We start from the raw sequence: 26556 nt of genomic DNA, 5'->3' as shown, positions 1-26556 counted from the left end.
GCGGCGTGAGCACGGGGATCGACGGAGCGCGCGAGCGCCGGGTGCGTACGGGCGGGATCGAGCTGTGCGTGGCCGAGCTCGGTGACGAACGGCAGCCGACCGTCGTGCTGGTGCACGGCTATCCGGACAGCAAGGAAGTGTGGTCCGAGGTCGCGTCCCGGCTGGCGGCCCGGTTCCACGTGGTGCTGTACGACGTCCGGGGCCACGGGCGCTCCACGGCTCCGATGCCGCTGCGTGGGGGCTTCACCCTGGAGAAGCTGACGGACGACTTCCTGGCGGTGGCGGACGCGGTCAGCCCGGACCGGCCGGTGCATCTGGTGGGCCACGACTGGGGCTCGGTGCAGTCCTGGGAGTTCGTCACGGTGAAGCGGACCGAGGGGAGGATCGCCTCGTTCACGTCCGTGTCCGGGCCGTCGCTCGACCACTTCGGCCACTGGATCAAGAAGCGTGCCATCCGGCCCACTCCGCGCCGGGTGGCACAGCTGCTCGGCCAGGGCGCCAAGTCCTGGTACGTGTACATGCTGCACACCCCGGTCCTGCCCGAGATGGCCTGGCGCGGGCCGCTGGGCCGGCGATGGCCGAGGATCCTGGAGCGGTTGGAGAAGGTACCGGGCGGTGACTACCCCACCGCCTCCCTGCCGTCGGACGCGGCGCACGGGGCCTGGCTCTACCGCGACAACGTCCGCTACCGGCTGCGCCACCCCCGCGCCGACGCGTACGCGCACGTGCCGGTACAGCTGATCACCCCTACCGGTGACGCGTTCCTCTCCGAGCGGCTCTACGACGACCTCGCCCTGTGGACCCCGCGGCTCGTGCGTCGCACACTGCCGGCCAAGCACTGGGTGCCCCGCACCCGTCCGGATCAACTGGCCCGCTGGATCGCCGAGTTCGTGACCGCCCACGAGGAGGGGGGCGGCTCGGACAACTCCCGGCTCGCTCCCGCGACGGGGTCTCCGGTGAAGTACGCGGAGCGATTCGGCGGGCAGTTGGTGCTGGTCACGGGCGCGGCCAGCGGCATCGGACGGGCGACGGCGTTCGCGTTCGCCGAGGCCGGAGCGCGCGTGGTCGCGGTGGACCGGGACGGCGAAGGGGCCGCCAGGACGGCGGAGACGGCCCGGCTGATCGGAGCGCCGGAGGCATGGCCCGAGACGGTCGACGTCTCCGACGAGGCGGCGATGGAGAAGCTCGCCGAGAAGGTCGCCGGCGAGTACGGCGTCGTGGACGTGCTCGTGAACAACGCCGGGATCGGGCTCTCCGGCTCGTTCCTGGACACCACCACCGACGACTGGCGCAGGGTGCTCGACGTCAACCTGTGGGGCGTCATCCACGGCTGTCGGCTCTTCGGCGGACAGATGGCCGAGCGGGGCCAGGGCGGCCACATCGTCAACACGGCATCGGCAGCGGCCTTTCAGCCCTCCAGGGCCCTGCCCGCGTACGCCACGTCGAAGGCCGCGGTCCTGATGCTGAGCGAGTGCCTGCGGGCGGAGCTGGCCGGCCGGGGCATCGGGGTCTCGGCGATCTGCCCCGGCATCGTGAACACGAACATCACGGCAACGGCGCGCTTCGCCGGAGTCTCCGAGGAGGAGGAGAATCGGCTGCGGAAGAAGAGCTCGAAGCTCTACGGGAGGCGCAACTACCCCCCGGAGAAGGTGGCCGCGGCGATCCTCCGCGCCGTCCTGGACGACCAGGCGGTGGTGCCGGTGACCCCGGAGGCCCGGGGAGCCCGGCTGCTGTCCCGGTTCACACCCGGGGTTCTGCGGGCGATAGCCCGGTTGGAGCCTCCGCTGTGAGCGGTCATGATGTGGTCGCGCCGCACCGGCCCTCCGGCCGGGCGGCGGCGTCCCGGCCTGGAGGCGCCCGCGAGAGGCGGCGCCTGCCGGCCGTCGTGGAGCAGTGAGGAGTGGTCGTGTCCGGGGAGCATGCGGTGGAGTACCGGATCGAGGACCTCGCCCACCGGAGCGGGGCGACGGTCCGGACGATTCGCGCCTACCAGGACCGCGGACTGCTGCCCAAACCGGAGCGTCGCGGCCGGTCGAACGTGTACGGGGACTCCCATCTGGCACGGCTGCGCCAGATCGCCGACCTCCTCGACCGCGGGTACACCCTTGCCTCGATCAAGGAGCTCCTGGACGCCTGGGACGCGGGGCGTGGACTGGGCGGCGTGCTGGGGCTCGTCGCGGAGGTCCACGGCCCCTGGACCGACGAGAAGGCCGACCGGATGAGCCGGATCGAGCTGGCAGCGGCCTTCGGAGGAGAGCCGGACGACGGGGCGATCGCCGAGGCGGTGGACCTCGGCGTACTGGAACGCATCCCGGGCAGGGACGACGAGTTCCTGGTGCCGAGCCCCCAGGAGCTGGCGGTGGCTGCCGAGTTGCACGCGGCCGGCGTCCCGCTGGACGCAATCTCCGGCCATCTGAGGGAACTTCGAGGACAGGTGGAGCACATCGCCTCACGCTTCCTGGAGTTCACCACCGAGCACGTCTTCGCCCGCTACCTGGGCCATCGACCTCCGACGGACGACGACGCGGCGGAGGCGGCGTCGATGGTGCGGCGACTGCGGCCCCTCGCCCAGCAGACCGTCGACGCCGAACTGGCCCGTGCCATGCGGCTGTTCGCCACGCGTCATCTGCAGTACCACCTCGACACCGAGGGTTCCCTGGAGAGCGGCGACGATCCACGCCAGGTGACTCTTCCCGCAGAGACGATTCTGGCTGTGGAACGGCTTGTTGGGCGGGAGCACACAGCGGACTTCATCGCCGCAGCCGCGGAAAGGGAGCTGCACGCAAGGACATTGGACGCGCTCACGGCAAAAGGACGTGAGAAGAGCGATGTTGATCAAAACGCCTGACAGTACGCGCAGTTGTCCACAGCGACGCCAATTTCGCTGTGGATAAACCAAGTTGGCTGTGGACCAAACATTTCGACCACTGTCGTCCGGATGAAAATCTCGTGGCGGCGCGTCGACCTCCGGCGGCACTCTGAGGACATGGACGAACAACGCACCGTGAAGGTGTCGAAGTACCTCGCGAAACACCTGCGGCACCAACCGGAGCGCATCGGGATCACCCTGGACGCGAACGGCTGGATCGCGATCGAGGAGCTGCTGCGCGCCGCGGCTGCGAACGGTTTCCCCCTCACCCGGGACGAGCTGGACCACGTGGTGGAGACGAACGACAAACGGCGCTTCGTGATCGACGGCCTGCGGATCCGGGCGAATCAGGGCCACACCGTGGAGGTGGACCTGGATCTGCCGGCCGCCGAGCCGCCCGCGTACCTCTACCACGGCACGGTCGCCCGCAGCCTGGACGCGATCCGGGCCGAGGGGCTGCGCCCGATGGCCCGCCACCATGTGCACCTCTCCCCGGACCGGGAGACGGCGACCCGGGTCGGCGCCCGCAGGGGCCGCCCCGTCGTCCTCGCCGTGGACGCGGGAGCGATGCACCGCGCCGGCCATGTGTTCCACGTCAGCGCCAACGGCGTATGGCTCACGGACGGCGTCCCGCCGCGTTTCCTGCGCTTTCCCCGCTGAGGAGGGCGGCAGCACATCGTGGCGGCGAGAACCCCGCGTATGGTCGAGGTCATGCGTCTGAGCACGGTGATCCTCCCCATCCACCGGTGGGCCGAAGGACAGAAGATCTGGCGGCGGGCCGAGGACCTCGGCTTCCACGCCGCGTACACGTACGACCACCTCTCCTGGCGGTCCTTCCGCGACGGGCCCTGGTTCGGCGCCGTCCCCACGCTCACGGCCGCGGCGACGGTGACGCGGCGTATCCGTCTGGGCACCCTGGTGACCTCGCCGAACTTCCGGCACCCGGTCACCCTCGCCAAGGAATTGATCACTCTCGACGACGTCTCCGACGGCCGCGTCACGCTGGGCATCGGGGCCGGGGGCAACGGCTTCGACGCGACCACGCTGCTGAAGGGCGACGAGGAGCCGTGGACGCCCCGGGAGCGTGCCGACCGCTTCGGCGAGTTCGTGCCCCTGCTCGACAGACTGCTGCGCGAACCCGCCGGCACGACGTACGAAGGCCGCTTCTACACGGCCCGGGAGGCACGGAACGTGCCCGGCTGTGTACAGCGGCCCCGCCTGCCGTTCGCCGTCGCCGCCACGGGCCCCCGCGGACTGAGGCTCGCCGCCCAGTACGGGCAGGCCTGGGTGACGACGGGCGATCCGAAGCTCTTCGAGACGGGCACCCCCGAGCAGTCCGTCGAGGCCGTGGCGGGCCAGCTGACCAAGCTCGGCAAGGCCTGCGCCGAGGCAGGCCGGGACGCCTCCGAGCTGGACAGGATCCTGCTCACCGGTTTCACCCCGGACTTCAACCCCGCCCTCCCCGCCCCCCGGCGGGGCCGTCCGCTGGACTCCCTGGAGGCGTTCGTGGACTTCGCCGGACGGTACGCGGAGCTCGGTTTCACCGAGATCGTCGTCCACTGGCCCATCGACGACTCCGTCTTCGCCGCCGACCAGGCCGTCTTCGAGCGCATCGCCACCGAGGCCGTCTCCCGACTGGGCTGATCCCGCACGGCCGACGGCGTCCCGATTACGGGGAGCCAGCGGACGACCACTCAGATGTGCGCCCCCCTGCACGGCCGTGCAGGGGGTACGCGAGAATGCACAGGTGACCCCAGCTACCGATCCTCTGCCGCTGCCCCCGACCGTCCGGCTGATCGCCACCGATCTCGACGGCACCCTGCTGCGTGACGACAAGTCCGTCTCGGAGCGCACCATCGCCGCACTCGCGGCGGCGGAGAAGGCGGGCATCGAGGTCTTCTTCGTCACGGGCCGCCCGGCGCGCTGGATGGACGTCGTCAGCGACCATGTGCACGGCCACGGGCTGGCGATCTGCGCCAACGGCGCAGCGGTGGTCGATCTGCACGCCGGTGGGAAACTGCTGGAGGTCCGTCCGCTGGAGCGCGGGAACGCGCTCGACGTCGTACGGAAGCTGCGCGACGCGGCACCGGGGACCTCGTTCGCGGTCGAGACCGCCACCGGGATCCACTACGAACCCGGCTACCCGCCGTTCCACCTCGACCCCGGCGCCACGGTGGCCGTCGCCGAGAAGCTGCTGCACGAAGAGGAGCCGGGGTCCGCGGCCCCGGTGCTCAAGCTGCTCGCCCAGCACGGCGAGCTGCCCCCCGACGGCTTCCTCACCCTGGCCCGCACGGCCGCCGGGGATCTGGCCACCATCACCCGCTCCAGCCCGACCTCGCTGCTGGAGGTGAGCGGTCTCGGGGTGTCAAAGGCCTCCACGCTCGCCCTGTGCTGCGCGGAGCGCGGCATATCGTCGGACGAGGTCGTGGCCTTCGGCGACATGCCGAACGACGTGGAGATGCTGACCTGGGCGGGCACGTCGTTCGCCATGGGCAACGCCCACCCCGACGTGGTCGCCGCCGCGTCCGGCCGGACCGTGGCGAACAACGACGACGGTGTCGCGGTCGTCATCGAGCGGCTTCTCGCCGCGTCGCACGGCGTCCGGCCGCGGGCGTAGCGCCCCGGGCGGCGTCGGCGACCCGCCTCGGCCGGACGCCGACGGGTCACAGCCAGACTCCGCGGTTCCGCAGCCAGGTCACCGGATCCACCGCGGATCCGAAGTCAGGGGTGAGTCGCACCTCGAAGTGGAGGTGGGGCCCGGTCGAGTTGCCCGTGGTCCCGGCCTGGCCGAGCCATTGGCCGGTGCGGACCCGGTCGCCCTGGTCCACCGTGACGGACGCGAGGTGCGCGTACTGCGAGTACCAGCCGTCGTTGTGCTGGACGACGATCTGCATGCCGAAGCCTCCGCCGCAGGAGACGGACACCACCCGGCCGGCGCCGATCGAGCGCACGGGGCTGCCGATCCCTACGGCGAAGTCCTGCCCGGTGTGACGGTTCGCCCAGCGTGTCCCGGCGCTGTCGAAGCCGGCCGACAGGGTGTAGCGCTGGACGGGCGTCACCCAGGCCGAACCCTCGGGAAAGTCCGTCTGCGGCAGCGGGACCGAGCCGGAGCACTGTCCGGAGGCCGCGCTCCGGTCCGCCTGTGCCTGAAGGGACCATCGCGCCGCGTCGAGCTTGGTCTCGATGCCGCGTTTGATCCTCGCCAGCTCCGCCGTACGGGCGTCCAGGCGGTACCAGGCCTCACGGGCCTTCTTCTCCGCCACGGCCGTCAGGCGCTCGGCCTCCCGGGCCTCCTCCAGCAGCAGGTTCACCGTCGTCGTGGCCTTGGCGTACATCCGCTGCCCGCGCAGCAGCTCATCGGGGTCGGAGGCGAACATCAGCTCCAGCGTGGGCGCGAGATTGCCACCGCTGCGGTACTGCGCCCTGGCCACCGCGCCGAGCTTGTCGTGCATCTTCCGCATCTCGCGCCGTCTGTCGGCGAGCTGCCACTGCAGCTGGTCGAGCCGGGCGCGCTCGGCGACGGAGGCCTGCAGTCCCCGCTCGTACGTGGCGGTGGCCTTGGACACCTCCTCGAGCAGCTGGGCGACCTGCACGCTGACGTCGGGACCGTCATTGGCGGACGCGGCGGATGCGGGCAGCAGCGGGAAGGCGACCAGCAGCGCGCACAGCAATGGCCTGAACAGCCGCCGGTGGCAGTCGCGTTGTCGGTGTCCCATGCTCGGATCGTCACATCAGACCCGGAGGGTTTGCCACATTTATCCCGGTTCGTACGGCCATTCGGCCCAGCCGTCCCGGCCCCTCGGCGACACCGCACGACGCGACGTGACGGTGCGTCGGGACCGCCGAAGGGGTGGTGGAGCGGCTGCTGACGAGGCGTCGGGACGAGGTGTCACGTCCGCGGCGGCCCCGGTGGCCCGGCCCCCGCCGCGTCGGCCGGTGGCGCGGCGGGGGCGGTCTTCGCCTGGAGCGGGGCCTCCCAGACGACCGTCGTGCCGCCACCGCCCTCCGCGAGCCCCGGTTCGCGACGACTCGACCCGCCGAGCGACTCGGCACGCCGGCGCAGATTGCGCAGCCCGCTCCGGCGACCGCCCGCCTGGATACCGACCCCGTCGTCCGCGACCGTCAGTCGCACCCCGTCCGCCCCTGAAACCGTGTCACCCCCACCGCCGAGCCGTACGGTCGCGTCGACGACCACCTCGATACGGGACGCGCCGGCATGCCGGAAGGCGTTCGAGAGCGCTTCCCGCAGTGCGGCGACGAGGTTCTTCCCGGTGACTTCACCGACCACCGAGTCGACCGGGCCGACGAAGCGGTGCGAGGGTTTGAATCCGAGCGGCACGGCCGCCGTGTTGATCTCCCTCAGCACCCGTGCGCGCAGACCCGACGACGCCTCGGCCGGCCCCTGCTGCAGCGCGAAGATCGCGGTCCGGATCTCCTGGATCGTCACGTCCAGTTCGTCGACCGCCTTGCCGACGCCCTCCCGCACGTCCTGCGCGACGGACTTCCGCGAGGCGCTCTCCAGCATCATCCCCGTGGCGAACAGCCGCTGGATCACCAGATCGTGGAGGTCGCGCGCGATACGGTCCCGGTCCTCGTACACGGCGAGCCGCTCGCGGTCCCGCTGGGCCTCGGCCATCATCAGCGCGAGTGCGGCCTGTGCGGCGAACTGGGCGCCCAGGGTGCGCTCGGCCTCGGTGAACCGCCGTGCTCCGCGGAGCCGCGGGGTGACCAGTGCGCCGAGGGTCCGTCCGCCGCTCTGCAACGGCAGCAGCATGCACGGCCCGTACCGGCCCGCCGGCTCCCTGACCATGCGCGGATCGGTGGAGGCGTCCGCGGTGAACACCGCCTCCCCCGCGAGCAGCGAGGCGACCACCGGGCTGTCCGCCGGGGCGACCGCGCCCAACGGCACGGCTGACTCCGCCGCGGCGACGGCGGCCACCTCCAGTCCGCCGTCGCCCATCGGCAGCAGCACGATCCCGGCCGCGGATTCGGCGAGCCTTCGAGCCTGTTCGGCGACGACGGTCAGTGCGTCCTCCGCGTCACCACCGGACAGCAGCACCGTCGTGACGGCGACCGAGCCGTCGATCCAGCGCTCCCGCTGCCGTGCCGCCTCGTACAGTCTGGCGTTGCCGATCGCGATGCCCGCCTCGGTCGCCAGGACGCGGACCAGAGTCCGGTTGTTCCGGCGCTGCCATGCCCCTGAGGATAGTTAGTCCTATTTGCCGGGAAAAGCTGGATCCCTGAGTCGCTCGTTGAGGAGATCACCTGCGTGCTCCCGCTCGAGCATGCGGCGCAGCGGTCCGTCCGTTGCCACCAGCTCCGCATAGGGCCCGCGCTGCACGGTGCGGCCCCCGTCCAGCACCAGCACCTCGTCGACCGCGTCGAGACCGCGGAGCCGATGGGTGATCAGCACCGTCGTGCGGCCCTCCGTGGCGGCCAGCAGATCCGCGGTCAGGGCGTCCGCCGTGGCGAGATCCAGATGTTCGGCCGGCTCGTCGAGCAGCAGTACGGGGAAGTCGGCGAGCAGGGCACGCGCCAGGGCCAGCCGCTGGCGCTGACCGCCCGAGAGCTGGGCCCCGTGCTCGCCCACCAGGGTGTCGAGCCCGTCCGGAAGCCCCTCGGCCCAGTCCAGCAGCCGGGCGGCCGCGAGTGCCGCGCGCAGCTCCTCCACGGAGGCACCGGTTCGGGCGAGCCTCAGATTCTCGCGGATGGAGCTGTCGAAGAGATGGGCGTCCTGGGCGCAGAGGCCGACGCGGCGGCGGACGGTGTCCCCGTCGAGCGCCGTCGCGTCCGTCCCGCCGATCGTGTACGTCCCGGCTCGTACGTCCAGGAAGCGCAGCAGTGCCTGCGCGAGGGTCGTCTTGCCGGAGCCGGAGGCACCGACGACGGCGACGCGCCGGCCGGCGGTGAGCGTCAGGTCGAAGCCGGACAGCGCGTCCTGCCGCCCGCCGGCATGGCGGACGGTGAGCCCCCGGACCTCCAGGGGGAACGCGGAGGCGGGCGCGGGGGACGGCTCCGCGGGCTCGCTCACCGGCACCGGGGCGTCGAGCACCTCGAAGACCCGCTGAGCGCTGCGCTTCACGCGCTGCCGGTACTGCACCGCCAGCGGAAGCCCCACGACCGCCTCGAAGGCGGCGAGCGGAGTGAGCACGACGACCGCGAGTTCGACCCCTTCGATCCGGCCGGAGTGCACGGCCGTGACACCGGCGTATGCCGCGAAGGCGACGGTCAGTCCGCAGGCCACGGCCGACAGCCCGCCGCCCAGAGCGGTGGCGGCCGCGGCGCGCGAGGCGATCCGCGTCAGGACGCGGTCGGCTTGCCGTGCCCCGGCAGTCCGTCGTGCCAGAGCCCCGGTCACGGTCAGCTCGGCGACGCCCTTCAGCAGATCCACGACCTGGGTGGCGAGCACTCCACGGGCCGGTGCGAGCCGCCGCTCCGCCCGGCGTGCGAACACCCCGCTCAGCGCCGGTACGGCCACCCCGGCCACGAGCAGGCCAACGGCCAGCACGGCACCGGCCTCGGGAAGCAGCCATGCGGTGAACCCGACGGATCCGGCCCCGACGACGAGCGCCGCGCCGGCCGGCAGCATCCAGCGCAGCCAGTAGTCCTGGAGGGCGTCCACATCCGCGACGAGCCGGGAGAGCAGATCGCCCCGGCGGGTGCGGCGCAGCCCGGCGGGCGCGATCCGCTCCAGCCTGCGGAACACCCCGACCCGGAGATCGGCCAGCATCCTCAGCACGGCGTCGTGAGAGACGAGCCGCTCGGTGTACCGGAACACCGCCCGCCCGATCCCGAACGCCCTCGTCGCCGTGACGGCCACCATCAGATAGAGCACGGGCGGCTGCTCCGATGCCCGCGAGATCAGCCATCCCGACACCGCCATGAGGCCCACGGCCGAGCCCAGCGCAAGGCTTCCGAGCACCAGCGCCAGCACCAGCCGGCCGCGCAGTGCCCCGGCCGACCCGCGCACCCGTGCGAGCACCCCGCCGCCCACGGGCCCGGACGCTCCTCGGGCGGCCCCGTGCGCGAGGTCCTCGATGGTGGGGGTCGGCCGTTCCGTGGGTGCGATGGGCAGCGTGGCCTCCGCCGCCATGCCGTCGGCCGAGGGCGAAGGGCGGGGAACCCGGGAGGGACCGAGCTGCCCCCGAGCCTCCTCGCCGGCGGAAACCCGCTGGGCGGGGCGCAGTTCGACCACCCGGTCGGCCACGGACAGCAGAGCGGGCCGGTGGACGACGAGCAGCACCGTCCGGCCCCGTGCCAGCCTCCGCACCGCGTCCACGATGCCCGCCTCGGTCTCCCCGTCGAGCGCCGCCGTGGGCTCGTCGAGCAGCAGCAGCGGACGGTCGGCGAGGAAGGCCCGGGCGAGCGCGATCCGCTGGCGCTGCCCCGCGGACAGGCCCGCGCCGTCCTCGCCGAGGGCCGTCTCCATGCCCTCCGGCAGCGCGGCCACGAAGTCCGCCGCGCCGGCCTCCCGGAGTGCCGCCAGGACCTCCGCGTCGTCCGCTTCATGACGCGCCAGCCGTACGTTCTCCGCGATCGTCCCCGCGAAGAGGTACGGCCGCTGCGGCACCCAGGCGATCTGCCGGTGCCAGGCCACCCGGTCCAGCGAGGCCAGGTCCACCGGGCTCTTGCCGGGGACACCCACCCGGACCGTGCCCTCGTCCGGAGCCACGAAGCCGAGCACCACATCGAGCAGCGTCGACTTGCCGACCCCGCTCGGACCGACCAGCGCGACGGTCTCGCCGTCCTCGACCGTCAGGGACGCGCCGGCCGGCGAGGGGACGGCACGGCCCTCGTGGCGTACCGTCACGGAGTCCAGCTCCAACCGAACTCCCCGGGCACCGGGCACCGGCGCCGCGCCGCCGGCACGGACCGGGGTCTCCAGCACCCTGAAGATCTCCTCCGCCGCCGACAGTCCCTCCGCCGCGGCGTGGTACTGCGCCCCGACCTGCCGCAGAGGCAGATATGCCTCGGGGGCGAGGATCAGCACGACGAGTCCGGTGTGGAGATCCAGATCGCCGTGGACGAGCCGCATGCCGATGCCGACCGCCACCAGTGCCACCGAGAGGGTGGACAGCAGCTCCAGGGCGAACGAGGAGAGGAAGGCGATCCTCAGGGTCCTCAGCGTCGCCCGCCGATACTCCGAGGTGATCTTCCGGATCGCCTCGGCCTGGGCCTTCGCCCGCCCGAAGACCTTCAGTGTCGGCAGTCCCGCGACCACGTCGAGGAAGTGCCCGGACAGCCGTGACAGCAGCGCCCACTGACGGTTCATCCGCGCTTCGGTCGCCCAGCCGATCAGCACCATGAAGATCGGGATCAGCGGCAGGGTGATCACGATGACCGCCGCCGAGACCCAGTCCTCGGTGACGATCCGTGCCAGCACCGCGACCGGAACCACCACTGCCAGCCCCAACTGCGGCAGATAGCGCGCGAAGTAGTCGTCGAGCGCGTCCACCCCCCTGGTGGCCAGGGCGGCCAGCGAACCGCTCCGCTGTCCGCTCAGCCACCCCGGCCCCAGCTGCACGGCCCGCTCGAGCAACCGCAGCCGCAGCTCGGACTTGACCGCCGCGCTCGCCCGGTGGGCCGCCAGCTCCGTCAGCCAGGACACCAGTCCACGGCCGGTGGCGACGGCGGCCAGCAGCAGCAGCGGGTTCCGCAGCTCACCGGCGTCCATCCCACCCTGGAAGGCGCCGACCACCACGTCGGCGATGAGCATCGCCTGGGCGACGACCAGCGCCGCCCCGGCAAGGCCCAGCGCCACCACGGCCGCCATGAAGAGGCGGGTGGCACGGGCGTACCGGAGCAGTCGCGGGTCGACGGGTTTCACGTGAAACATCCCTTGGTCAGGGGACCGGGTGGTCCCTGTGGATCTCCGGCCTCAGTGCGGATCGGCGATGTGCTGTGTACCGATCCGCTTCCGGAACACCCAGTAGGTCCAGCCCTGGTACAGCAGCACCACGGGGGTGGCGATCCCGGCGCACCAGGTCATGATCTTCAGGGTGTAGGGGCTCGAGGACGCGTTGGTGACCGTCAGGCTCCACGCCTCATTGAGCGACGAGGGCATCACATTCGGGAAGAGGGTCAGGAAGAGCATCGCGACCGCGGCCACGATCGTGACGCCCGAGAGGGCGAACGACCACCCCTCGCGCCCTGCCTGGTTCGCTCCGAGCGCGGCGACCAGCGCCGCCACGGCGATGACCATGGCGACCAGGCTCGCGCCGCCGCCCTTGTCCGCCTGCGTCCAGCCCAGGAACCCGAGCGCCAGCACGGCCGTGACCAGTCCCAGGTTGCGGGCGAGCTTCCGGGCCCGCTCCCTGATGTCCCCGACGGTCTTCAGCGCCGTGAACACCGACCCGTGGAAGGTGAACAGCGTCAGGGTCACGAGTCCGCCCAGGACCGCGTACGGGTTCAGCAGGTCCCAGAAGGTGCCGACGTACTCCATCTCCTGGTCGATCTTGACACCGCGCACGATGTTCCCGAAGGCCACACCCCACAGGAACGCCGGGATGAGCGAGGTCCAGAAGATGGCCTCCTCCCAGTTGCGCTGCCAGCGCTCCTCCGGCCGCTTGGCCCGGTACTCGAACGCGACACCGCGCACGATCAGGCAGACCAGGATGAGCAGCAGCGGCAGATAGAAGCCGGAGAAGAGCGTGGCGTACCACTCGGGGAAGGCGGCGAAGGTCGCACCGCCCGCCGTGAGCAGCCACACCTCGTTGCCGTCCCAGACCGGTCCGATCGTGTTGATGAGGACGCGCTTCTCGACCCGGTTGCGGGCGAGCAGCTTCGTCAGGACGCCGACCCCGAAGTCGAAACCCTCGAGGAAGAAGTAGCCGGTCCACAGGACGGCGATGAGTACGAACCAGACGTCGTGGAGTTCCATGCCTCAGATCCCAGTCCTCGGTCTCAGTACGAGAAGGCCATCGGCCGATCGGCGTCGCGGTCGTCGCCGCCGATCTTGGTGGGCGGGTTGAGGTCGGCTACGGTCAGCTCGGGAGGCCCGGCCTTGACGTACTTGACCAGCAGCTTGACCTCGATGACGGCGAGGATCGCGTAGATGAGCGTGAACACGATCATCGATGTGAGCACCTCGCCCTGGGAGACGCCGGGGGAGACGGCGTCACGGGTGCGCAGGACGCCGTACACGACCCAGGGCTGCCGCCCCATCTCCGTGAAGATCCAGCCCCAGGAGTTGGCGATCAACGGGAAGCCGAGCGTCCAGATCGCGGCGAGCCAGTACAGCCGTGTGAGCTTCGGTCCGAGCGGCTTCCGGAACAGCACCACATGGGGCACGTCGTCCTCGCCGACCCTCGACGCCGGCGGCAGCATGAACTTCTTCCGGGTCAGCCAGAGCCCGGCCAGGCCGATGGAGAGCGACGTCATGCCGAAGCCGATCATCCAGCGGAAGCCCCAGTAGGTGACGGGGATGTTGGGCCGGTAGTCGCCGGGCCCGTACTTCTCCTGCTCCGCCTTGTTGGTGTCGTTGATGCCGGGCACGTACGACGTGAAGTCGTCGTTCGCAAGGAACGACAGCAGACCCGGAATCTCTATGGCGACCTTGTTGTGGCCCTTGTCCACGTCGCCGTAGGCGAAGACGGAGAAGGGTGCGGGGCCCTCGCCGTCCCACAGCGCCTCGGCGGCCGCCATCTTCATCGGCTGCTGCTTGAACATGACCTTGCCGAGGAAGTCGCCGCTGATCGCCGTCAGCAGACCCGCGATGACCACGGTGACCAGGCCGAGCCGCAGCGAGCTCTTCATCACCGGGACGTGCTTCCTGCGCAGCAGATGGAAGGCGGCGATGCCGACCATGAACGCACCGCCGGTGAGGAAGGCGGCGGAGAGTGTGTGGAAGACCTGCGTGAGGGTGGTGTTCTGGGTCAGCACCAACCAGATGTCGGTGAGTTCCGCCCGCCCGTTCTCCTCGTTGATCCGGTAGCCGACCGGGTGCTGCATCCAGGAGTTGGCGGCCAGGATGAAGTACGCGGAGAGGATCGTGCCGATGGAGACCATCCAGATGCAGGCCAGATGGATCTTCTTCGGGAGCTTGTCCCAGCCGAAGATCCACAGCCCGATGAAGGTGGACTCGAAGAAGAAGGCGATCAGCGCCTCGAAGGCGAGCGGGGCGCCGAAGACGTCGCCGACGAAGCGCGAGTAGTCGGACCAGTTCATACCGAACTGGAACTCCTGCACGATGCCGGTGACGACGCCCATGGCGATGTTGATCAGGAAGAGCTTGCCCCAGAACTTGGTCGCCCGGAGGTACTTCTCCTTGCTCGTGCGCACCCACGCCGTCTGCAGGCCGGCCGTCAGAGCGGCCAGCGAGATCGTCAGAGGAACGAAGAGGAAGTGGTAGACGGTGGTGATGCCGAACTGCCAGCGCGCCAGAGTCTCCGGCGCCAGAGCGAGGTCCACGTCGTCTCTCCTTACGTCGGCGTGGTCGCATCGGCGTGCTCCTCGGGTACGTCACGGCATTTTGTGCAGGACATCCGTGACATAGCGAGAGCTTCCGTACACGCTTGTGAACGCGTTCACATTCACAAGCAATTATGACCCATACCGAATCCGAACTTGCGAGCGGGGGTCCTCGAGCGACCCGCCGACCGGTCGGTATGCGCGAGCCCGGAGGGCACCTCTCCGGTTATTCGACAGACCGTTGAATTCCGGGAAAGAGAATCGCCCGCCCCGAAGCGGGTGCGGGCGATCGCGGAACGGCGGGCGACGGCTACGTCCTGTTACGGAAAGCGTCCGCGGCGTGCAGGAAGATGTCGTTCGCCTCGGACTCGCCGATGGTGACCCGCACCCCCTCGCCCGGGAACGGCCGCACCACGACACCGGCCGCCTGGCAGGCCGCGGCGAACTCGGTCGTACGCTCGCCGAGCCGCAGCCAGACGAAGTTCGCCTGCGTCGGCGGCACCGTCCAGCCCTGTTTCACCAGGCCCTCGTACACCCGCGTCCGCTCCGCCACCAAGGCGCCGACCCGGCCCAGGAGTTCGTCCTCCGCCTGCAGCGAGGCGACCGCCGCGTCCTGGGCGAGCTGGCTGACGCCGAACGGCACGGCCGTCTTGCGCAGCGCGGCCGCCACCGGCTCGTGGGCGACGGCGAAGCCGACCCGCAGCCCCGCCAGTCCGTAGGCCTTGGAGAAGGTGCGCAGCACCGCCACGTTCGGCCGCGCGCGGTAGATCTCCAGACCGTCCGGCACCTCGGCGTCCCGGATGAACTCCCGGTACGCCTCGTCCAGGACCACCAGCACGTCGGACGGGATCCGGTCGAGGAAGCGCTCCAGCTCGGCGCGGTGCACCACCGTGCCCGTCGGGTTGTTCGGGTTGCAGACGAAGATCAGCCGGGTCCGGTCGGTGACGGCGTCCGCCATCGCGTCGAGATCGTGCACGTCGTCCGCGGTCAGCGGCACCGGAACGGATGTGGCTCCGCTGATCTGGGTGATGATCGGGTAGGCCTCGAAGGACCGCCACGCATAGACGACCTCGTCGCCCGGGCCCGAGGTGGCCTGGATCAGTTGCTGCGCGACGCCCACCGAGCCCGTGCCCGTCGCCAGGTGCGAGACCGGGACCGCGAAGCGGTCGGCGAGCTCGTTCATCAGACCGGTGCAGGCCATGTCCGGGTACCGGTTGAAATCGCCCGCGGCGGCGACGGCGGTCTCCATCACACCCGGCAACGGCGGGTAGGGGTTCTCGTTGGAGGAAAGCTTGAACGCGACCGGGCCGCCGGCCGCGGCCGGCTTGCCGGGCTTGTATGTGGGGATGCCGTCCAGCTCGGCGCGCAGCTTGGGGCTCGTCTCGCTCACCGCAGGTCCTCCTCGACCGTCGTGCATCGTGCTCACCAATACTGCTCACCCTATGAGGATTCCCGGCCGCTGCGAATGGGCGAGCCAGGAACAACCGGGGTACGGACCGGGAGCGGCAGCGAGGAGAGGGGCGCTCTTCGGATCATCGCGCGCCGGTGGCTCGCGCCGTGGCGCGCATCCCTCGTAGTAGTGAGTTGAGACCTCTTCGATACCTCAACCATTTGGCAGGTCCGCGCCGGTCGGCAACCATGAGACACGCGTACGAGACCTCAACTACCTTGCATTCCATGGCAATTGACGACTCATGGCCATGCAGAAACGTGCCTGTCAACGCCTGCATATGCGACCGACTCCACCTCCCCGCCTCGCCCTACTATCGGCCTGCCATGACAGCAGCAGGGAAGCACCAGGTGAGCCGGACGGAGACATCACGCCGGGGCAGCCGGCAAGGCCGGGCGGGCATCCGGGACGTAGCCGCCGCAGCCGGTGTCTCCATCACGACTGTCTCGGACGCGTTGAACGGAAAGGGCCGGCTCCCGGACGCCACCCGCCGCCATGTCCGCGAGGTCGCCGACCGGCTGGGCTACCGCCCGTCGGCCGCGGCCCGCACGCTCCGCACCGGCAAGTCGGGACTCATCGGCCTCACGGTGACGACGTACGGCGACGAACCGTTCACCTTCACGGAGTTCGCGTACTTCGCGGAGATGGCGCGAGCCGCCACCTCCGCCGCGCTCGCCCGCGGCTACGCCCTGGTCATCCTCCCCGCCACCTCACGCCACGACGTCTGGTCCAACGTCGCGCTCGACGGCACCGTCGTGATCGACCCCTCCGACCACGATCCCGTGGTCACGGAGCTCGTCCGCCAGGGCCTCCCGGTCGTCTCCGACGGGCGCCCCGCGGGCACCCTCCCCGTCACCGCCTGGGTCGACAACGACCACGAGGCCGCCGTCCTCGACCTGCTCGACCATCTGGCGGCAGGGGGCGCGCGCCGGATCGGCCTGCTCACCGGGACCACCACGGACACATACACCCGACTCTCCACCACGGCCTATCTGAACTGGTGCGAACGCGTCGGCCAGGATCCGGTCTACGAGGCCTACCCCGCACACGACCCGTGCGCCGGAGCGGTCGCCGCCGACCGGCTGCTCGCCCGACCGGACCGGCCCGACGCCGTGTACGGGCTCTTCGACCCCAACGGCACGGACCTGCTCGCCGCCGCCCGCCGGTACGGACTGCGCGTCCCGGACGACCTGCTGCTGGTCTGCTGCAGCGAGTCCACCGTGTACGCCAACACGGAGCCGTCGATCACCACGCTCTCCCTGAAGCCCCGGCGCATCGGCACCGCCGTGGTCCAGTTGCTGATCGACGCGATCGAGGGAGTGGACGGCGGCCGCCCGGTCGAGCAGGTGATACCGACCGAACTCATCGTCCGGACCTCTTCACAACGGCGCTCCCCCCGTACGACGGTGAGCGCCCCGCGCTCGCCTTCCCAGGACTAGACCAACGCAATCAGGGCGAAACGGTCGGTGAACCGGTGGCGTACCCGGATTCAGCACCCCTGGTGCGTCACACAGCACGATCCGCGTTCCTATGATGGGCGCACGACACCGCGGACCGTCCCCGACCAGGCCGGTCCGGCGGTGAGGGCGGCGCGACGGTGGTGGAGGGGTCGATGACTCAGGGGGCCGGTCAAGGACCCGTGGTGCGTACGGCGACGTTGCGCGACTTCCGCGTCCCACCGTACGCACAGGTTCCGGTGCAGTCGGAGTCCGCCGGCCTTGAATACGTGCTCGCGCACCCCGAGGACTCAGTCCCACGAGCGGTTCCTCACGAAACCGGGGAGCCCGCTCCGCCGCAGTCGCCCGCCGCCGAGGCCTCGCACCGGACGGCCCCGGCCCCCGGGACGGAGCACGACGGCCCCCGGGCGGCCCCGGTCCGCCCCGAGGACTCCGTCCCCCAGGCACCGCCGGTCCACCCCGGCGACGCGTTCCCGGACGACGAGCCGCCCGAGGGCTACACCCCCACCGAGCGCGACCTGCCGGTGATCAACCGCGGCGACACCGTGCAGGTGGCCGTCGCCCCCGCCGAGCAGCCGGCCCCCGCCGCCGAGGGCCCCGGCCCGCTGTACGTGGTCGGGGACGTCCACGGCTATCTGGACGAACTCGTCGCCGCGCTCACCGCGCAGGGCCTGGTCGACGCCGAAGGCCGCTGGTCCGCGGGCAACACCCGGCTGTGGTTCCTGGGCGACTTCACCGACCGCGGCCCGGACGGCATCGGCGTCATCGACCTCGTCATGCGGCTCTCGGCCGAGGCCGCGGCGGCCGGTGGCTACTGCAAGGCCCTGATGGGCAATCACGAGCTGCTGCTCATCGGTGCCAAGCGCTTCGGCGACACGCCCGTCAACTCCGGCGCGGGCACCGCCACCTTCCAGGCGGCATGGCTCCTCAACGGCGGCCAGAAGAGCGACATGGACCGCCTCCAGGACGTCCATCTGCAGTGGATGTCCCGGCTCGACGCGGTGGTGGAGGAGGACGGGCATCTGCTGATGCACTCCGACACGACCGCCTACCTCGACTACGGCACCACGATCGAGGACGTCAACGACAACGTCCACGAGATCATCAACCGCAATGACGCGGACGAGTGCTGGGACCTCTTCCGCAAGTTCACCAAGCGCTTCGCCTTCCGGGACGACGACGGCCCGCAAGCCGTCCGGGAACTGCTCACCGCCTACGGCGGTGGCCGGGTCGTCCACGGACACAGCCCCATTCCGTACCTGCTGGGCGAGGTCGGCACGGAGGACGCCGACGGCGAGGGGACCTCGGAGCCCCTGGTGGAAGGGCCGCACGTGTACGCGGGCGGGCTCGCCATCGCCATGGACGGCGGAGTGACCATGGCCGGAAAGCTGCTGGTGGCCCAGCTCCCGCTGCAGGCTTGAGGCAATCCCGCGCAAGCGATTTCCGGAAACCCCCTGTCACCCCCTGCCGTAACCGCTCTACCATCGGCGTATCCGTAGCAGGCTCTCCTCCGTTTCCGCCCAACTGCCCGACCCACATGGGCAAACCGGCCCTACGGAGCATCGGGGGATGCACATGAACAGCGCTCCGCACCTGCTGGCCGAGGACCGCGCCGAATACGAGCGCATCCTCGACGACGCGCTGCGCACAGCGCACGACCGTCCAGATCTCGACGGCATGGGCAGACGGCTCAACGCCGAACAGCTGCGCACGATGGCGCTGAACGCCACCGCGCTCATCACCAGCGCCGCGGCCGCCGAGTACGACCACTTCGTGAAGGTCCGCGAGGAGGCACGCACATCCGCGGGAGCGCCCGTCGGCCACTCGGTCCTCGGGCCCGCTGTCGGGGCGTCCTCGGAGACGGGCGCCGGATTCGCCGCGGTGCTCACCGTCCTGGCACCGGTCCTCGCCGGCACCGCCGCGCTCATCTTCCTGCTCGTCGGCTACATCCTGAAGGCCGTCAGCCCCGACACCGATTTCGCGGAGACCCTCCTGACGGCGGGCTGGTTCTTCGGCGCCCTGACGGCGGCCGGACTCCTGGCCGCCGCGATCGGGCTGCTGATCACGGCGATCCGGAACGGGGCCACCCAGGTGCCCGCCGAGGACACGGCGACCGGCGAACTGCCCGACGAGATGGCACGCGCCAAGGAAGCCTGGCGGCACGCCCTCCTGGAACGCGGCGTCCTCCCCTTCCTGCGCGCCGCACTGGCCGACCCCAGCGCCGATCCGACCTCCCCCGCCCCGCCCCGCCGGATCGGCCGCTTCCCCAAGGTCGGCTACAGCGGCCCCGACTTCTCGAGCCCGAGCGACGGCACCTCGGCCGGCTCCCGCCCGACGTTCACGAGCCCGGACTTCACCAGCCCCGAGTTCGGGCCGCCGGAGCACCAGCCCGAGTAGCGGTCCCCGCGGAGGATTCACGCCCCGCCCCACGCCTCCGCCGGGCACGGCGAAGGCCGGGGCAGCCCGCGGCTGCACCCGGCCTCGCCGGTTGTGCCCTCGCAGTCGTGGCTTCAGGCCGCGGCCGGAACGGACTTGGGGTTCGCGCCGTACTTGTTCGGCGCCGCCTCGCCCTCCGTGGCCAGGAAGACCACGAGAACGATTCCACCGACGAGCGGCACGAGGGAGATCAGCAGCCACCAGGCCGACCGACCCGTGTCGTGCAGCCGGCGGAACGTGACGGCGAGCGCCGGGATGAGGATCGCCGCGTAGTAGACGTAGTACGGGATCATCGTGTCGACGGCGTAGCCGATGCCCATCAGCACGGCGAGGACGGCGATGTTCACCAGGGTGAACATCCAGTACTCCTTGCGGCGCGCACGCCCCCCGAAGCCGACGTAGTTCTTGAGTACCGCCAGGTACCAGTTCACTGCGATTCCCTCCCCTGGCCCCTTGTCAGGGACACATAGAATTTCGGTCAAGCGGCCGAAAGTTATCCATGTGTCCCCATGGGGTCAAGGGAATTCAGCGCCTCGTTGAGACAGCAATCAACCTGCCGCACTTCCGTGATCAACGGAGTGCCGCAAACCGGAACATCCGGGTCCTACCGGCCCTCGCCTCGGTGCACCGAGCACGTACGCCCGCATGACCGCGATCCGCCCGATCGCGCCGCAGCGACGGAACCGGCCCACGACCGCACGAGGTCGCGGCCGGTTCCGCCATCCGGTCAGTCCGCCAGCGGCAGGTACACCCGGTTCCCCGAGGCGGCGAATTCCTTGGACTTCTGGAGCATGCCCTCGGCGATCTCCGTCTCCGACGCCGCCGGCTCGTCGCCGCCGAACCGCTCGGTGATACTCCTGCTGATCTTCATAGAGCAGAACTTCGGACCGCACATCGAACAGAAGTGCGCGGTCTTCGCCGGCTCGGCCGGCAGCGTCTCGTCGTGGAACTCCCGTGCCGTGTCCGGGTCCAGGGCCAGGTTGAACTGGTCCTCCCAGCGGAACTCGAAGCGCGCGTCCGACAGCGCGTCGTCCCACTCCTGCGCGCCCTGGTGCCCCTTGGCGAGGTCCGCCGCGTGTGCCGCGATCTTGTAGGTGATGACGCCCGTCTTGACGTCGTCCCGGTTCGGCAGGCCCAGGTGCTCCTTGGGCGTGACGTAGCAGAGCATCGCGGTGCCCCACCAGGCGATCATCGCGGCACCGATGCCGGAGGTGATGTGGTCGTAGGCGGGCGCCACATCGGTCGTCAGCGGGCCGAGCGTGTAGAACGGAGCCTCCTCGCAGATCTCCTGCTGGAGGTCGATGTTCTCCTTGATCTTGTGCATCGGGACGTGTCCCGGTCCCTCGATCATGGTCTGCACGTTGTGGCGCTTGGCGATCGAGTTGAGTTCCCCGAGCGTCCTCAACTCGGCGAACTGCGCCTCGTCGTTGGCGTCCGCGATGGAGCCGGGCCGCAGTCCGTCGCCGAGAGAATAGGTGACGTCGTACGCGGCGAGGATCTCGCAGAGCTCCTCGAAGTTCTCGTACAGGAAGGACTCCTTGTGGTGCGCGAGGCACCAGGCGGCCATGATCGAGCCGCCACGGGAGACGATGCCGGTCTTGCGCCGGGCCGTGAGCGGCACGTACCGGAGCAGCACGCCGGCGTGGACCGTCATGTAGTCGACGCCCTGCTCCGCCTGCTCGATCACGGTGTCCTTGTAGATCTCCCAGGTCAGCTCCTCGGCCCGGCCGTCGACCTTCTCGAGCGCCTGGTAGAGCGGCACGGTGCCGATCGGCACGGGGGAGTTGCGTAGCACCCACTCACGCGTGGTGTGGATGTTGCGGCCGGTGGAGAGATCCATGACCGTGTCCGCGCCCCACCGGGTGGCCCAGGTCATCTTCTCCACCTCCTCCTCGATGGAGGAGGTCACCGCCGAGTTCCCGATGTTGGCGTTGACCTTCACGAGGAACCGCTTGCCGATGATCATCGGTTCGGTCTCGGGGTGGTTGACGTTGGCGGGCAGCACGGCCCGGCCCGCGGCGATCTCCTCGCGTACGACCTCCGGGGAGACGTTCTCCCGGATCGCCACGAACTCCATCTCCGGCGTGACCTCGCCGCGCCGGGCGTAGGCGAGCTGCGTCACCGCCTGCCCGCCGCGTCCCCGGCGGGGCTGGCGCGGGCGGCCGGGGAAGACCGCGTCGAGATTGCGCAGACCGCCGCGCGGGGACGTGTGCTTGATTCCGTCGTCCTCGGGCCGTAGGGGACGGCCGGCGTACTCCTCGGTGTCGCCGCGGCCGACGATCCAGTTCTCGCGGAGCGGCGCCAGACCGCGGCGCACATCCGTGTCGGCGTGCGGATCGGTGTACGGACCGGACGTGTCGTACAGGGTCACGTCCTTGCCGTTGGTCAGGTGCACCTGGCGGACCGGCACCCGGATGTCGGGGCGCGAGCCCTCGACGTATCCCTTGTGCCAGCCAATGGACTTCCCCGCCCCGGACGATCCGGAGGCAGGCGTGCGCGTGTCCGATGTGGTCATGAGACCTACTCCCTACGCCGGCATTACCCGGTAACAGGTTCGGCGGTCGGCGCAGCTGTCCCGTACGGTCGTACGGCGGGTCAGCGCCCTCTCAGCCCGGTGCTCCGAGCTCCCGCGTGTGCAAAGGTGTCACCACGCTAGCGCCCCATCGGGCGTGCTGAACAGTGGGCCCCGTTCGTTCTTGCGATGATCTGTCGGTGACTTCCTCCCAGCAGACGCCACAACCGGACCACCGCACGGGCGGTCAGCCGCACTCCCACGGCCACGCCCATGCCCACGGCCATGGGCCGGCCGCCCCCGTTTCGCGGCATCTGCGGCGGGTCATCGCCGCGGTCCTCATCCCGTTCGCCGCCGCGGTGGTGGTCGGCCTCGTCGCCCTCTGGCCGGGCGGCGCGCCGGAGCACGAGCGCACGGGTGTCGGCTTCGACCGGCAGACGGAACAGGCCCGGGTGGTCCGGGTGCAGGAGGTCGACTGCTCCGAGGTGAACGCCGGACAGGTGCCGCCGACGGGTGACACCACGACCCCCGAGGGCCGCGAGGCGGTCAACTCCCAGCAGGGAAAGTGCAAGAAGGCGACGGTCGAGATCACGTCCGGAAAGGACAAGGGTCGTACGTTCATCGAGATCGTCCAGCCGGACGCCTCGCGCCAGCTGAAGCAGGGCCAGGGCGTGGTCGTGGCGTACGCACCCGACGCGCCGCGTGATCTCCAGTACTCGGTGAGCGATGTGAACCGGGACTTCCCGATGATGCTGCTCGCCGGGATCTTCGCGGTCGTCGTCGTACTGGTCGGCCGGTTGCGCGGGGTGATGGCGCTGATCGCGCTGGTGCTGAGCTTCGCGGTACTGACCCTGTTCATCCTGCCGGCGATCCTTCAGGGCTCGAATCCGCTGATCGTGGCCGTGGTCGGGGCCAGCGCGATCATGCTGATGGCGCTGTACCTCTGCCACGGCCTGAACGCCCGCACATCGGTCGCGGTGCTGGGGACGCTGATCTCACTGCTGCTGATCGGGCTGCTCGGCTCGGTGTTCATCGGCTGGGCGTCCCTGTCCGGAAACACCGATGACAACACCGGCCTGATCCACGGTCTGTATCCGAACATCGACATGTCCGGTCTGCTGCTGGCGGGAGTCATCATCGGTTCGCTCGGTGTGCTCGACGACGTCACGGTGACCCAGACCTCGGCAGTCTGGGAGCTGCACCAGGCGGATCCGGCCATGGGGCCGCGCGGCCTGTACAAGGCGGGCATCCGGATCGGCCGCGACCACATCGCCTCGGTGGTCAACACGCTCGTACTGGCCTATGCCGGCGCCTCGTTGCCCCTTCTTCTGCTGTTCTCGATCGCGCAGTCGGGGGTGGGCGCGGTGGCGACCAGTGAGCTGGTGGCGGAGGAGATCGTCCGGACCCTCATCGGCTCGATCGGTCTGGTGGCATCGGTGCCGGTGACCACGGCACTGGCCGCTCTGGTGGTCTCCGCCGACCGGCCCGGCGGCACGGTGACCGGTGTGGCCGCGGGAGCGATGCGCAGCAAGGGCCGCCGCCGGCGGGCGAAGTAGCTCCGTCGCGCACGGCCGCGACGGGCGCTCGTGGTCGGCAGGCGGGCGCTCGTGGTCGGCAGGCCGTCAGCCGGCGGCTTCCTCGGCGAGGATCCGGCCCAGGGCGGCTTCCAGGTTGTCCTCGAAGTCCCCGAGCGTGCGCTCCTGTCCCAGCGGAACCAGTTTGTCGGTTCGGTCGAGGAAGGCCACCAGGGGTGCGGCTCCGGCCCGGAAAAGCGCCCGGTCGGCGCCGACCTGGAGCCGGATGTGGACGTCGGACAGCTCCTCCGGCTCGGTCGGGGCGATGTGCACATCACCGTCCCCGCTGGGGCCGTTGATCCCGTCCAGCAGCAGCTCCCGGCCGAACGCCCAGGTCACGGGGGCGTCCCCGGGCAGGTGGAATGTCATGCGCACCGCATAGGGGTCTCTCGTCTCGTACGTGAGCTCCACGGGGATCCGGAAGGAGAGCTCCTCGGAGACCAGGAAGCTCATCAGGACCTCCGCCTGAACCGATTCGCGCATCGTGTCAACCCCGCAGTGAGTGAAGCACCTCGTGAAAACGGCCGGGAAGGTTCCCCCTGGGTCCGCCCCGCCATCGTGCTGTAAGTGACCGATAGATCACAAGGAGTAATTTTTCAGATACTGATAGAGAAGGCGAATGAACTGAGCAGGCTGCCCACACCGCTGCGTAGTTGTTCGACGGCCGGGATCAAACGATCTTCTTGGTGCAGCGGAAGGGAAATCGCCATAGCGCCGGCCGTGGAGCCCACGGTGACCGGAATAGCCGCACAGACCGTACCCAGGGCATATTCCTGACGCTCGATCACCGGTTGCATCTGCCCCATCGCCCCGAGCCGTTCCAGCAGACTTCCCCGATTGCGCACCGTATAGGGCGTGATCCGGTCCACCGGATGCCGGTCGAGATGATCCTTGCGGGCCCGTTCGTCGAGCTGGCCGAGCAGGCACTGACCGAGGGCGTGCGCATGGCCCGTCTCCCGGAAGTCCGCCCATTCCTCCACCGCGGGCGCGTACGGGGTGTCGGCCACGGCGACGAGTTCGATCTCTTCCTCCCGGTAGAGGGCGAAATAAACCGGTACGCCGATGGAGTCCCGCCAGTGCGCCAGGGATTCCTCGATCTTGGTGCGACGATTCTGCATCGCACCTCCCATCGCCAGCCGCACCGCGGCCTCACCGAAGACGAACACGCCCTTCTCGCGCCGCAGATAGCCCTCGTGGGCCAGGGTCCGCAGCAGGTGGTAGGCGGTGGGGAGGGGCAGGCCCGCCTCACGTGCGAGTTGCTTGGCCGGGGCTCCGTCGGCGTGGGAGGCCACGGCCTCCATGAGCCTCAGAGCCCGCTGCACCGACCCGATCAGCGTCGGAGCGGCGGGCGAAGTGGTGGTGGGCGCAGAACTGGTAGCCAATGCCGTGGCCAAAGGTCACCCCCAGGCATGGTGACGGGCGGACCGCCCGCGTGCAGGGGCCGCCCCCGCACGCCCGCCGCGCTCCCCGAGGGCCTGGGCTGCTCCTGAGACCGAATTCGGGAACTGTCCAGGAAGTCGCAAGAACCGCTGTTCACGGTGATCATCGACCGGGGATTCCCGGGGACGGCGGAGGATTGCCACTCTAATGGCAGCCCCCGACGGGCCGCGGGGATCGTCCGCGGCATTCCCCCGCGCGGGCTAACGGGCGTACGCACCTGCCGTTTTCCGCCCCGCGAAACCCAGGCCCGCGCTCCCCTCGCGCCTCCGGCGCACTCTCCCCCGGCCGATGACCGTACCTGTCCCGGTCGCCTACCGGTCGCCCTTCGAGGACGACGAGCTCATGAACTTCCGCACGACGTAGATCAGTCCGCCCACGATCGCCACGAAGAGCAGGACCTTGAAGAGCAGCCAGATCACAAAGCCGACGAAACTCGCGATCATCCCGCCGAAGACGACAAGGGCGATCAGAGGGATGGCGACCCACTTCACCCACCAGGGCATCCCCGTCAGTATCTCCCGCACCGCCATCGTCCCTACCTCGCTTCTGTGGGTTCTCCTGCTGTCGATGCTAGAGGCGGGACGGTGGTCGGGGGGCGCCCGCGCCCCCCGAAGTCCCCTGAGCCTTCCCCTAGGGAAATCCGGCGGGCCGGTCAGCTCTCGGGCGGAGAGAAGACGACGAGCACCCGGAGATCCTCGCTGATGTGGTGGAACCTGTGGGCCACCCCCGCCGGGACGTAGACGACGCTGCCCCGCCCCACCTGGGTCGTCTCCGTACCGACCGTGATCGAGGCACGGCCGCTGACGACGAAGTAGACCTCGTCCTGCCGGTGCGGCTGCTGCGGGTCCAGCTCCCCCGCGTCCAGCGCGTACAGCCCGACCGACATGTTCCGCTCGCGCAGGAACTGCAGATACGCCCCCTCATTGGCGGCACGCTCCGCCTCGAGCTCGTCCAGCCGGAATGCCTTCATCGTCCGTCCGCCCCTGCCATCGGTCCGATCACGTCTGCCACGATCAGACACATGAAGAATTTCCTCGTCAAGACGATCGCGAACGCCGGGGCACTCGCCGTGGCCATCTGGCTGGTCCAGGACATCACGCTCACCGGCGACAGCACCGCGAAGAAGACCGTCACCCTGATCATCGTGGCCCTGCTCTTCGGCCTGGTGAACTTCTTCGTGAAGCCGATAGTCAGGCTGCTGACGCTTCCGCTGTTCATCCTCACGCTCGGCCTGATCACGCTGGTCGTCAACGCCCTGATGCTGTTGCTGACCTCGTGGCTCGCCGACGTCCTGGACCTGAACTTCCACGTGGAGGGCTTCTGGACGGCCGTGCTCGGCGGCCTGATCATCTCGATCGTGTCGTGGGCGCTGAACGTGGTGCTCCCCGACGGCAAGGACTGACCGCGCC

General features: G+C 70.1%; 21 protein-coding genes and 1 pseudogene. 10 read left to right on the top strand and 12 right to left on the bottom strand.

Features of this window, described 5'->3' with window-relative positions; all coding sequences use genetic code 11:
- Positions 1 to 5: 5 nt before the first annotated feature.
- The 5 genes from O7595_RS16915 (at position 6) to O7595_RS16895 (ending at position 5486) form a co-directional block, all read left to right on the top strand.
- Positions 6 to 1790: an SDR family oxidoreductase gene (locus O7595_RS16915; protein WP_269729507.1), complete on the top strand. Its 1785-nt coding sequence runs from the start codon at positions 6 to 8 to the stop codon at positions 1788 to 1790.
- Between the two features lie 116 nt (positions 1791 to 1906).
- On the top strand, positions 1907 to 2848 hold the full coding sequence (locus O7595_RS16910; protein WP_269729506.1) for a MerR family transcriptional regulator: 942 nt from the start codon (positions 1907 to 1909) through the stop codon (positions 2846 to 2848).
- Positions 2849 to 2986: 138 nt separating this feature from the next.
- Positions 2987 to 3529, top strand: coding sequence for an RNA 2'-phosphotransferase (locus O7595_RS16905; RefSeq protein ID WP_269729505.1), 543 nt, complete (start codon positions 2987 to 2989; stop codon positions 3527 to 3529).
- A gap of 39 nt (positions 3530 to 3568) precedes the next feature.
- The gene (locus O7595_RS16900; protein WP_443071836.1) at positions 3569 to 4513 is read left to right on the top strand and encodes an LLM class flavin-dependent oxidoreductase; all 945 of its coding nucleotides are present in this window, start codon (positions 3569 to 3571) and stop codon (positions 4511 to 4513) included.
- Between the two features lie 103 nt (positions 4514 to 4616).
- Positions 4617 to 5486, top strand: coding sequence for an HAD family hydrolase (locus O7595_RS16895; RefSeq protein WP_269729503.1), 870 nt, complete (start codon positions 4617 to 4619; stop codon positions 5484 to 5486).
- 46 nt (positions 5487 to 5532) lie between these two features.
- Here the strand turns inward: O7595_RS16895 and O7595_RS16890 are convergent, their stop codons facing one another.
- The 6 genes and pseudogenes from O7595_RS16890 to hisC all read right to left on the bottom strand — a co-directional run bounded on the left by O7595_RS16890 (position 5533) and on the right by hisC (position 15668).
- Positions 5533 to 6585: a M23 family metallopeptidase gene (locus tag O7595_RS16890; RefSeq protein ID WP_269729502.1), complete on the bottom strand. Its 1053-nt coding sequence runs from the start codon at positions 6583 to 6585 to the stop codon at positions 5533 to 5535.
- Between the two features lie 248 nt (positions 6586 to 6833).
- Positions 6834 to 8039, bottom strand: a pseudogene (locus O7595_RS16885) (GAF domain-containing sensor histidine kinase); the annotation flags it as partial.
- A gap of 45 nt (positions 8040 to 8084) precedes the next feature.
- Complete coding sequence (gene cydD, locus O7595_RS16880) at positions 8085 to 11696, bottom strand: thiol reductant ABC exporter subunit CydD (RefSeq protein WP_269729501.1); 3612 nt, start codon at positions 11694 to 11696, stop codon at positions 8085 to 8087.
- A 51-nt stretch (positions 11697 to 11747) separates the two neighbouring features.
- Entirely contained in the window at positions 11748 to 12749 is a 1002-nt protein-coding gene (cydB, locus tag O7595_RS16875) for a cytochrome d ubiquinol oxidase subunit II (RefSeq protein WP_269729500.1), read from the bottom strand.
- A 23-nt stretch (positions 12750 to 12772) separates the two neighbouring features.
- Positions 12773 to 14278 carry a cytochrome ubiquinol oxidase subunit I gene (locus O7595_RS16870; protein ID WP_269729499.1) on the bottom strand — a complete coding sequence of 502 codons (1506 nt, stop codon included), beginning with the start codon at positions 14276 to 14278 and terminating at the stop codon, positions 12773 to 12775.
- A gap of 310 nt (positions 14279 to 14588) precedes the next feature.
- On the bottom strand, positions 14589 to 15668 hold the full coding sequence (gene hisC / locus O7595_RS16865; RefSeq protein WP_269729498.1) for a histidinol-phosphate transaminase: 1080 nt from the start codon (positions 15666 to 15668) through the stop codon (positions 14589 to 14591).
- A gap of 386 nt (positions 15669 to 16054) precedes the next feature.
- Here hisC and O7595_RS16860 point away from each other — a divergent pair, with 386 nt between their 5' ends.
- The 3 genes from O7595_RS16860 to O7595_RS16850 all read left to right on the top strand — a co-directional run bounded on the left by O7595_RS16860 (position 16055) and on the right by O7595_RS16850 (position 19582).
- Entirely contained in the window at positions 16055 to 17167 is a 1113-nt protein-coding gene (locus O7595_RS16860) for a LacI family DNA-binding transcriptional regulator (RefSeq protein ID WP_269729497.1), read from the top strand.
- A 158-nt stretch (positions 17168 to 17325) separates the two neighbouring features.
- Positions 17326 to 18606 (top strand): metallophosphoesterase, encoded by a 1281-nt coding sequence (locus O7595_RS16855; protein ID WP_269729496.1) that lies wholly within the window; start codon positions 17326 to 17328, stop codon positions 18604 to 18606.
- 148 nt (positions 18607 to 18754) lie between these two features.
- The gene (locus O7595_RS16850; protein WP_269729495.1) at positions 18755 to 19582 is read left to right on the top strand and encodes a hypothetical protein; all 828 of its coding nucleotides are present in this window, start codon (positions 18755 to 18757) and stop codon (positions 19580 to 19582) included.
- 113 nt (positions 19583 to 19695) lie between these two features.
- On the opposite strand, the gene O7595_RS16845 is transcribed toward O7595_RS16850, so the two are convergent.
- Together O7595_RS16845 and thiC are read right to left on the bottom strand one after the other, a co-directional pair.
- Complete coding sequence (locus tag O7595_RS16845) at positions 19696 to 20052, bottom strand: DUF805 domain-containing protein (protein ID WP_269729494.1); 357 nt, start codon at positions 20050 to 20052, stop codon at positions 19696 to 19698.
- Positions 20053 to 20348: 296 nt separating this feature from the next.
- On the bottom strand, positions 20349 to 22136 hold the full coding sequence (thiC, locus tag O7595_RS16840; RefSeq protein ID WP_269729493.1) for a phosphomethylpyrimidine synthase ThiC: 1788 nt from the start codon (positions 22134 to 22136) through the stop codon (positions 20349 to 20351).
- A gap of 197 nt (positions 22137 to 22333) precedes the next feature.
- On the opposite strand from thiC, the gene O7595_RS16835 reads away from it, so the two are divergent.
- A complete protein-coding gene (locus O7595_RS16835; protein ID WP_269729492.1) occupies positions 22334 to 23689 on the top strand; it encodes a YibE/F family protein in 1356 nt (451 codons plus the stop codon).
- Between the two features lie 66 nt (positions 23690 to 23755).
- Here the strand turns inward: O7595_RS16835 and O7595_RS16830 are convergent, their stop codons facing one another.
- The 4 genes from O7595_RS16830 to O7595_RS16815 form a co-directional block, all read right to left on the bottom strand.
- Positions 23756 to 24190, bottom strand: a complete 435-nt coding sequence (locus O7595_RS16830) for an SsgA family sporulation/cell division regulator (RefSeq protein ID WP_269729491.1) — start codon at positions 24188 to 24190, stop codon at positions 23756 to 23758.
- 113 nt (positions 24191 to 24303) lie between these two features.
- Positions 24304 to 25041 carry an IclR family transcriptional regulator gene (locus O7595_RS16825; protein ID WP_332328353.1) on the bottom strand — a complete coding sequence of 246 codons (738 nt, stop codon included), beginning with the start codon at positions 25039 to 25041 and terminating at the stop codon, positions 24304 to 24306.
- A 417-nt stretch (positions 25042 to 25458) separates the two neighbouring features.
- Entirely contained in the window at positions 25459 to 25671 is a 213-nt protein-coding gene (locus tag O7595_RS16820; protein ID WP_269729490.1) for a DUF5326 family protein, read from the bottom strand.
- Between the two features lie 128 nt (positions 25672 to 25799).
- Positions 25800 to 26117 carry a cupin domain-containing protein gene (locus tag O7595_RS16815; protein ID WP_269729489.1) on the bottom strand — a complete coding sequence of 106 codons (318 nt, stop codon included), beginning with the start codon at positions 26115 to 26117 and terminating at the stop codon, positions 25800 to 25802.
- Positions 26118 to 26168: 51 nt separating this feature from the next.
- Here O7595_RS16815 and O7595_RS16810 point away from each other — a divergent pair, with 51 nt between their 5' ends.
- Positions 26169 to 26549 carry a phage holin family protein gene (locus O7595_RS16810; protein WP_138054233.1) on the top strand — a complete coding sequence of 127 codons (381 nt, stop codon included), beginning with the start codon at positions 26169 to 26171 and terminating at the stop codon, positions 26547 to 26549.
- The last annotated feature ends 7 nt before the right edge of the window (positions 26550 to 26556 follow it).

The sequence above is a fragment of the Streptomyces sp. WMMC940 genome (genome assembly GCF_027460265.1).
Taxonomy (GTDB): domain Bacteria; phylum Actinomycetota; class Actinomycetes; order Streptomycetales; family Streptomycetaceae; genus Streptomyces.
Note: the sequence above shows the minus strand (reverse complement) of the source record. Positions and strands in the feature narration are given on the sequence as shown.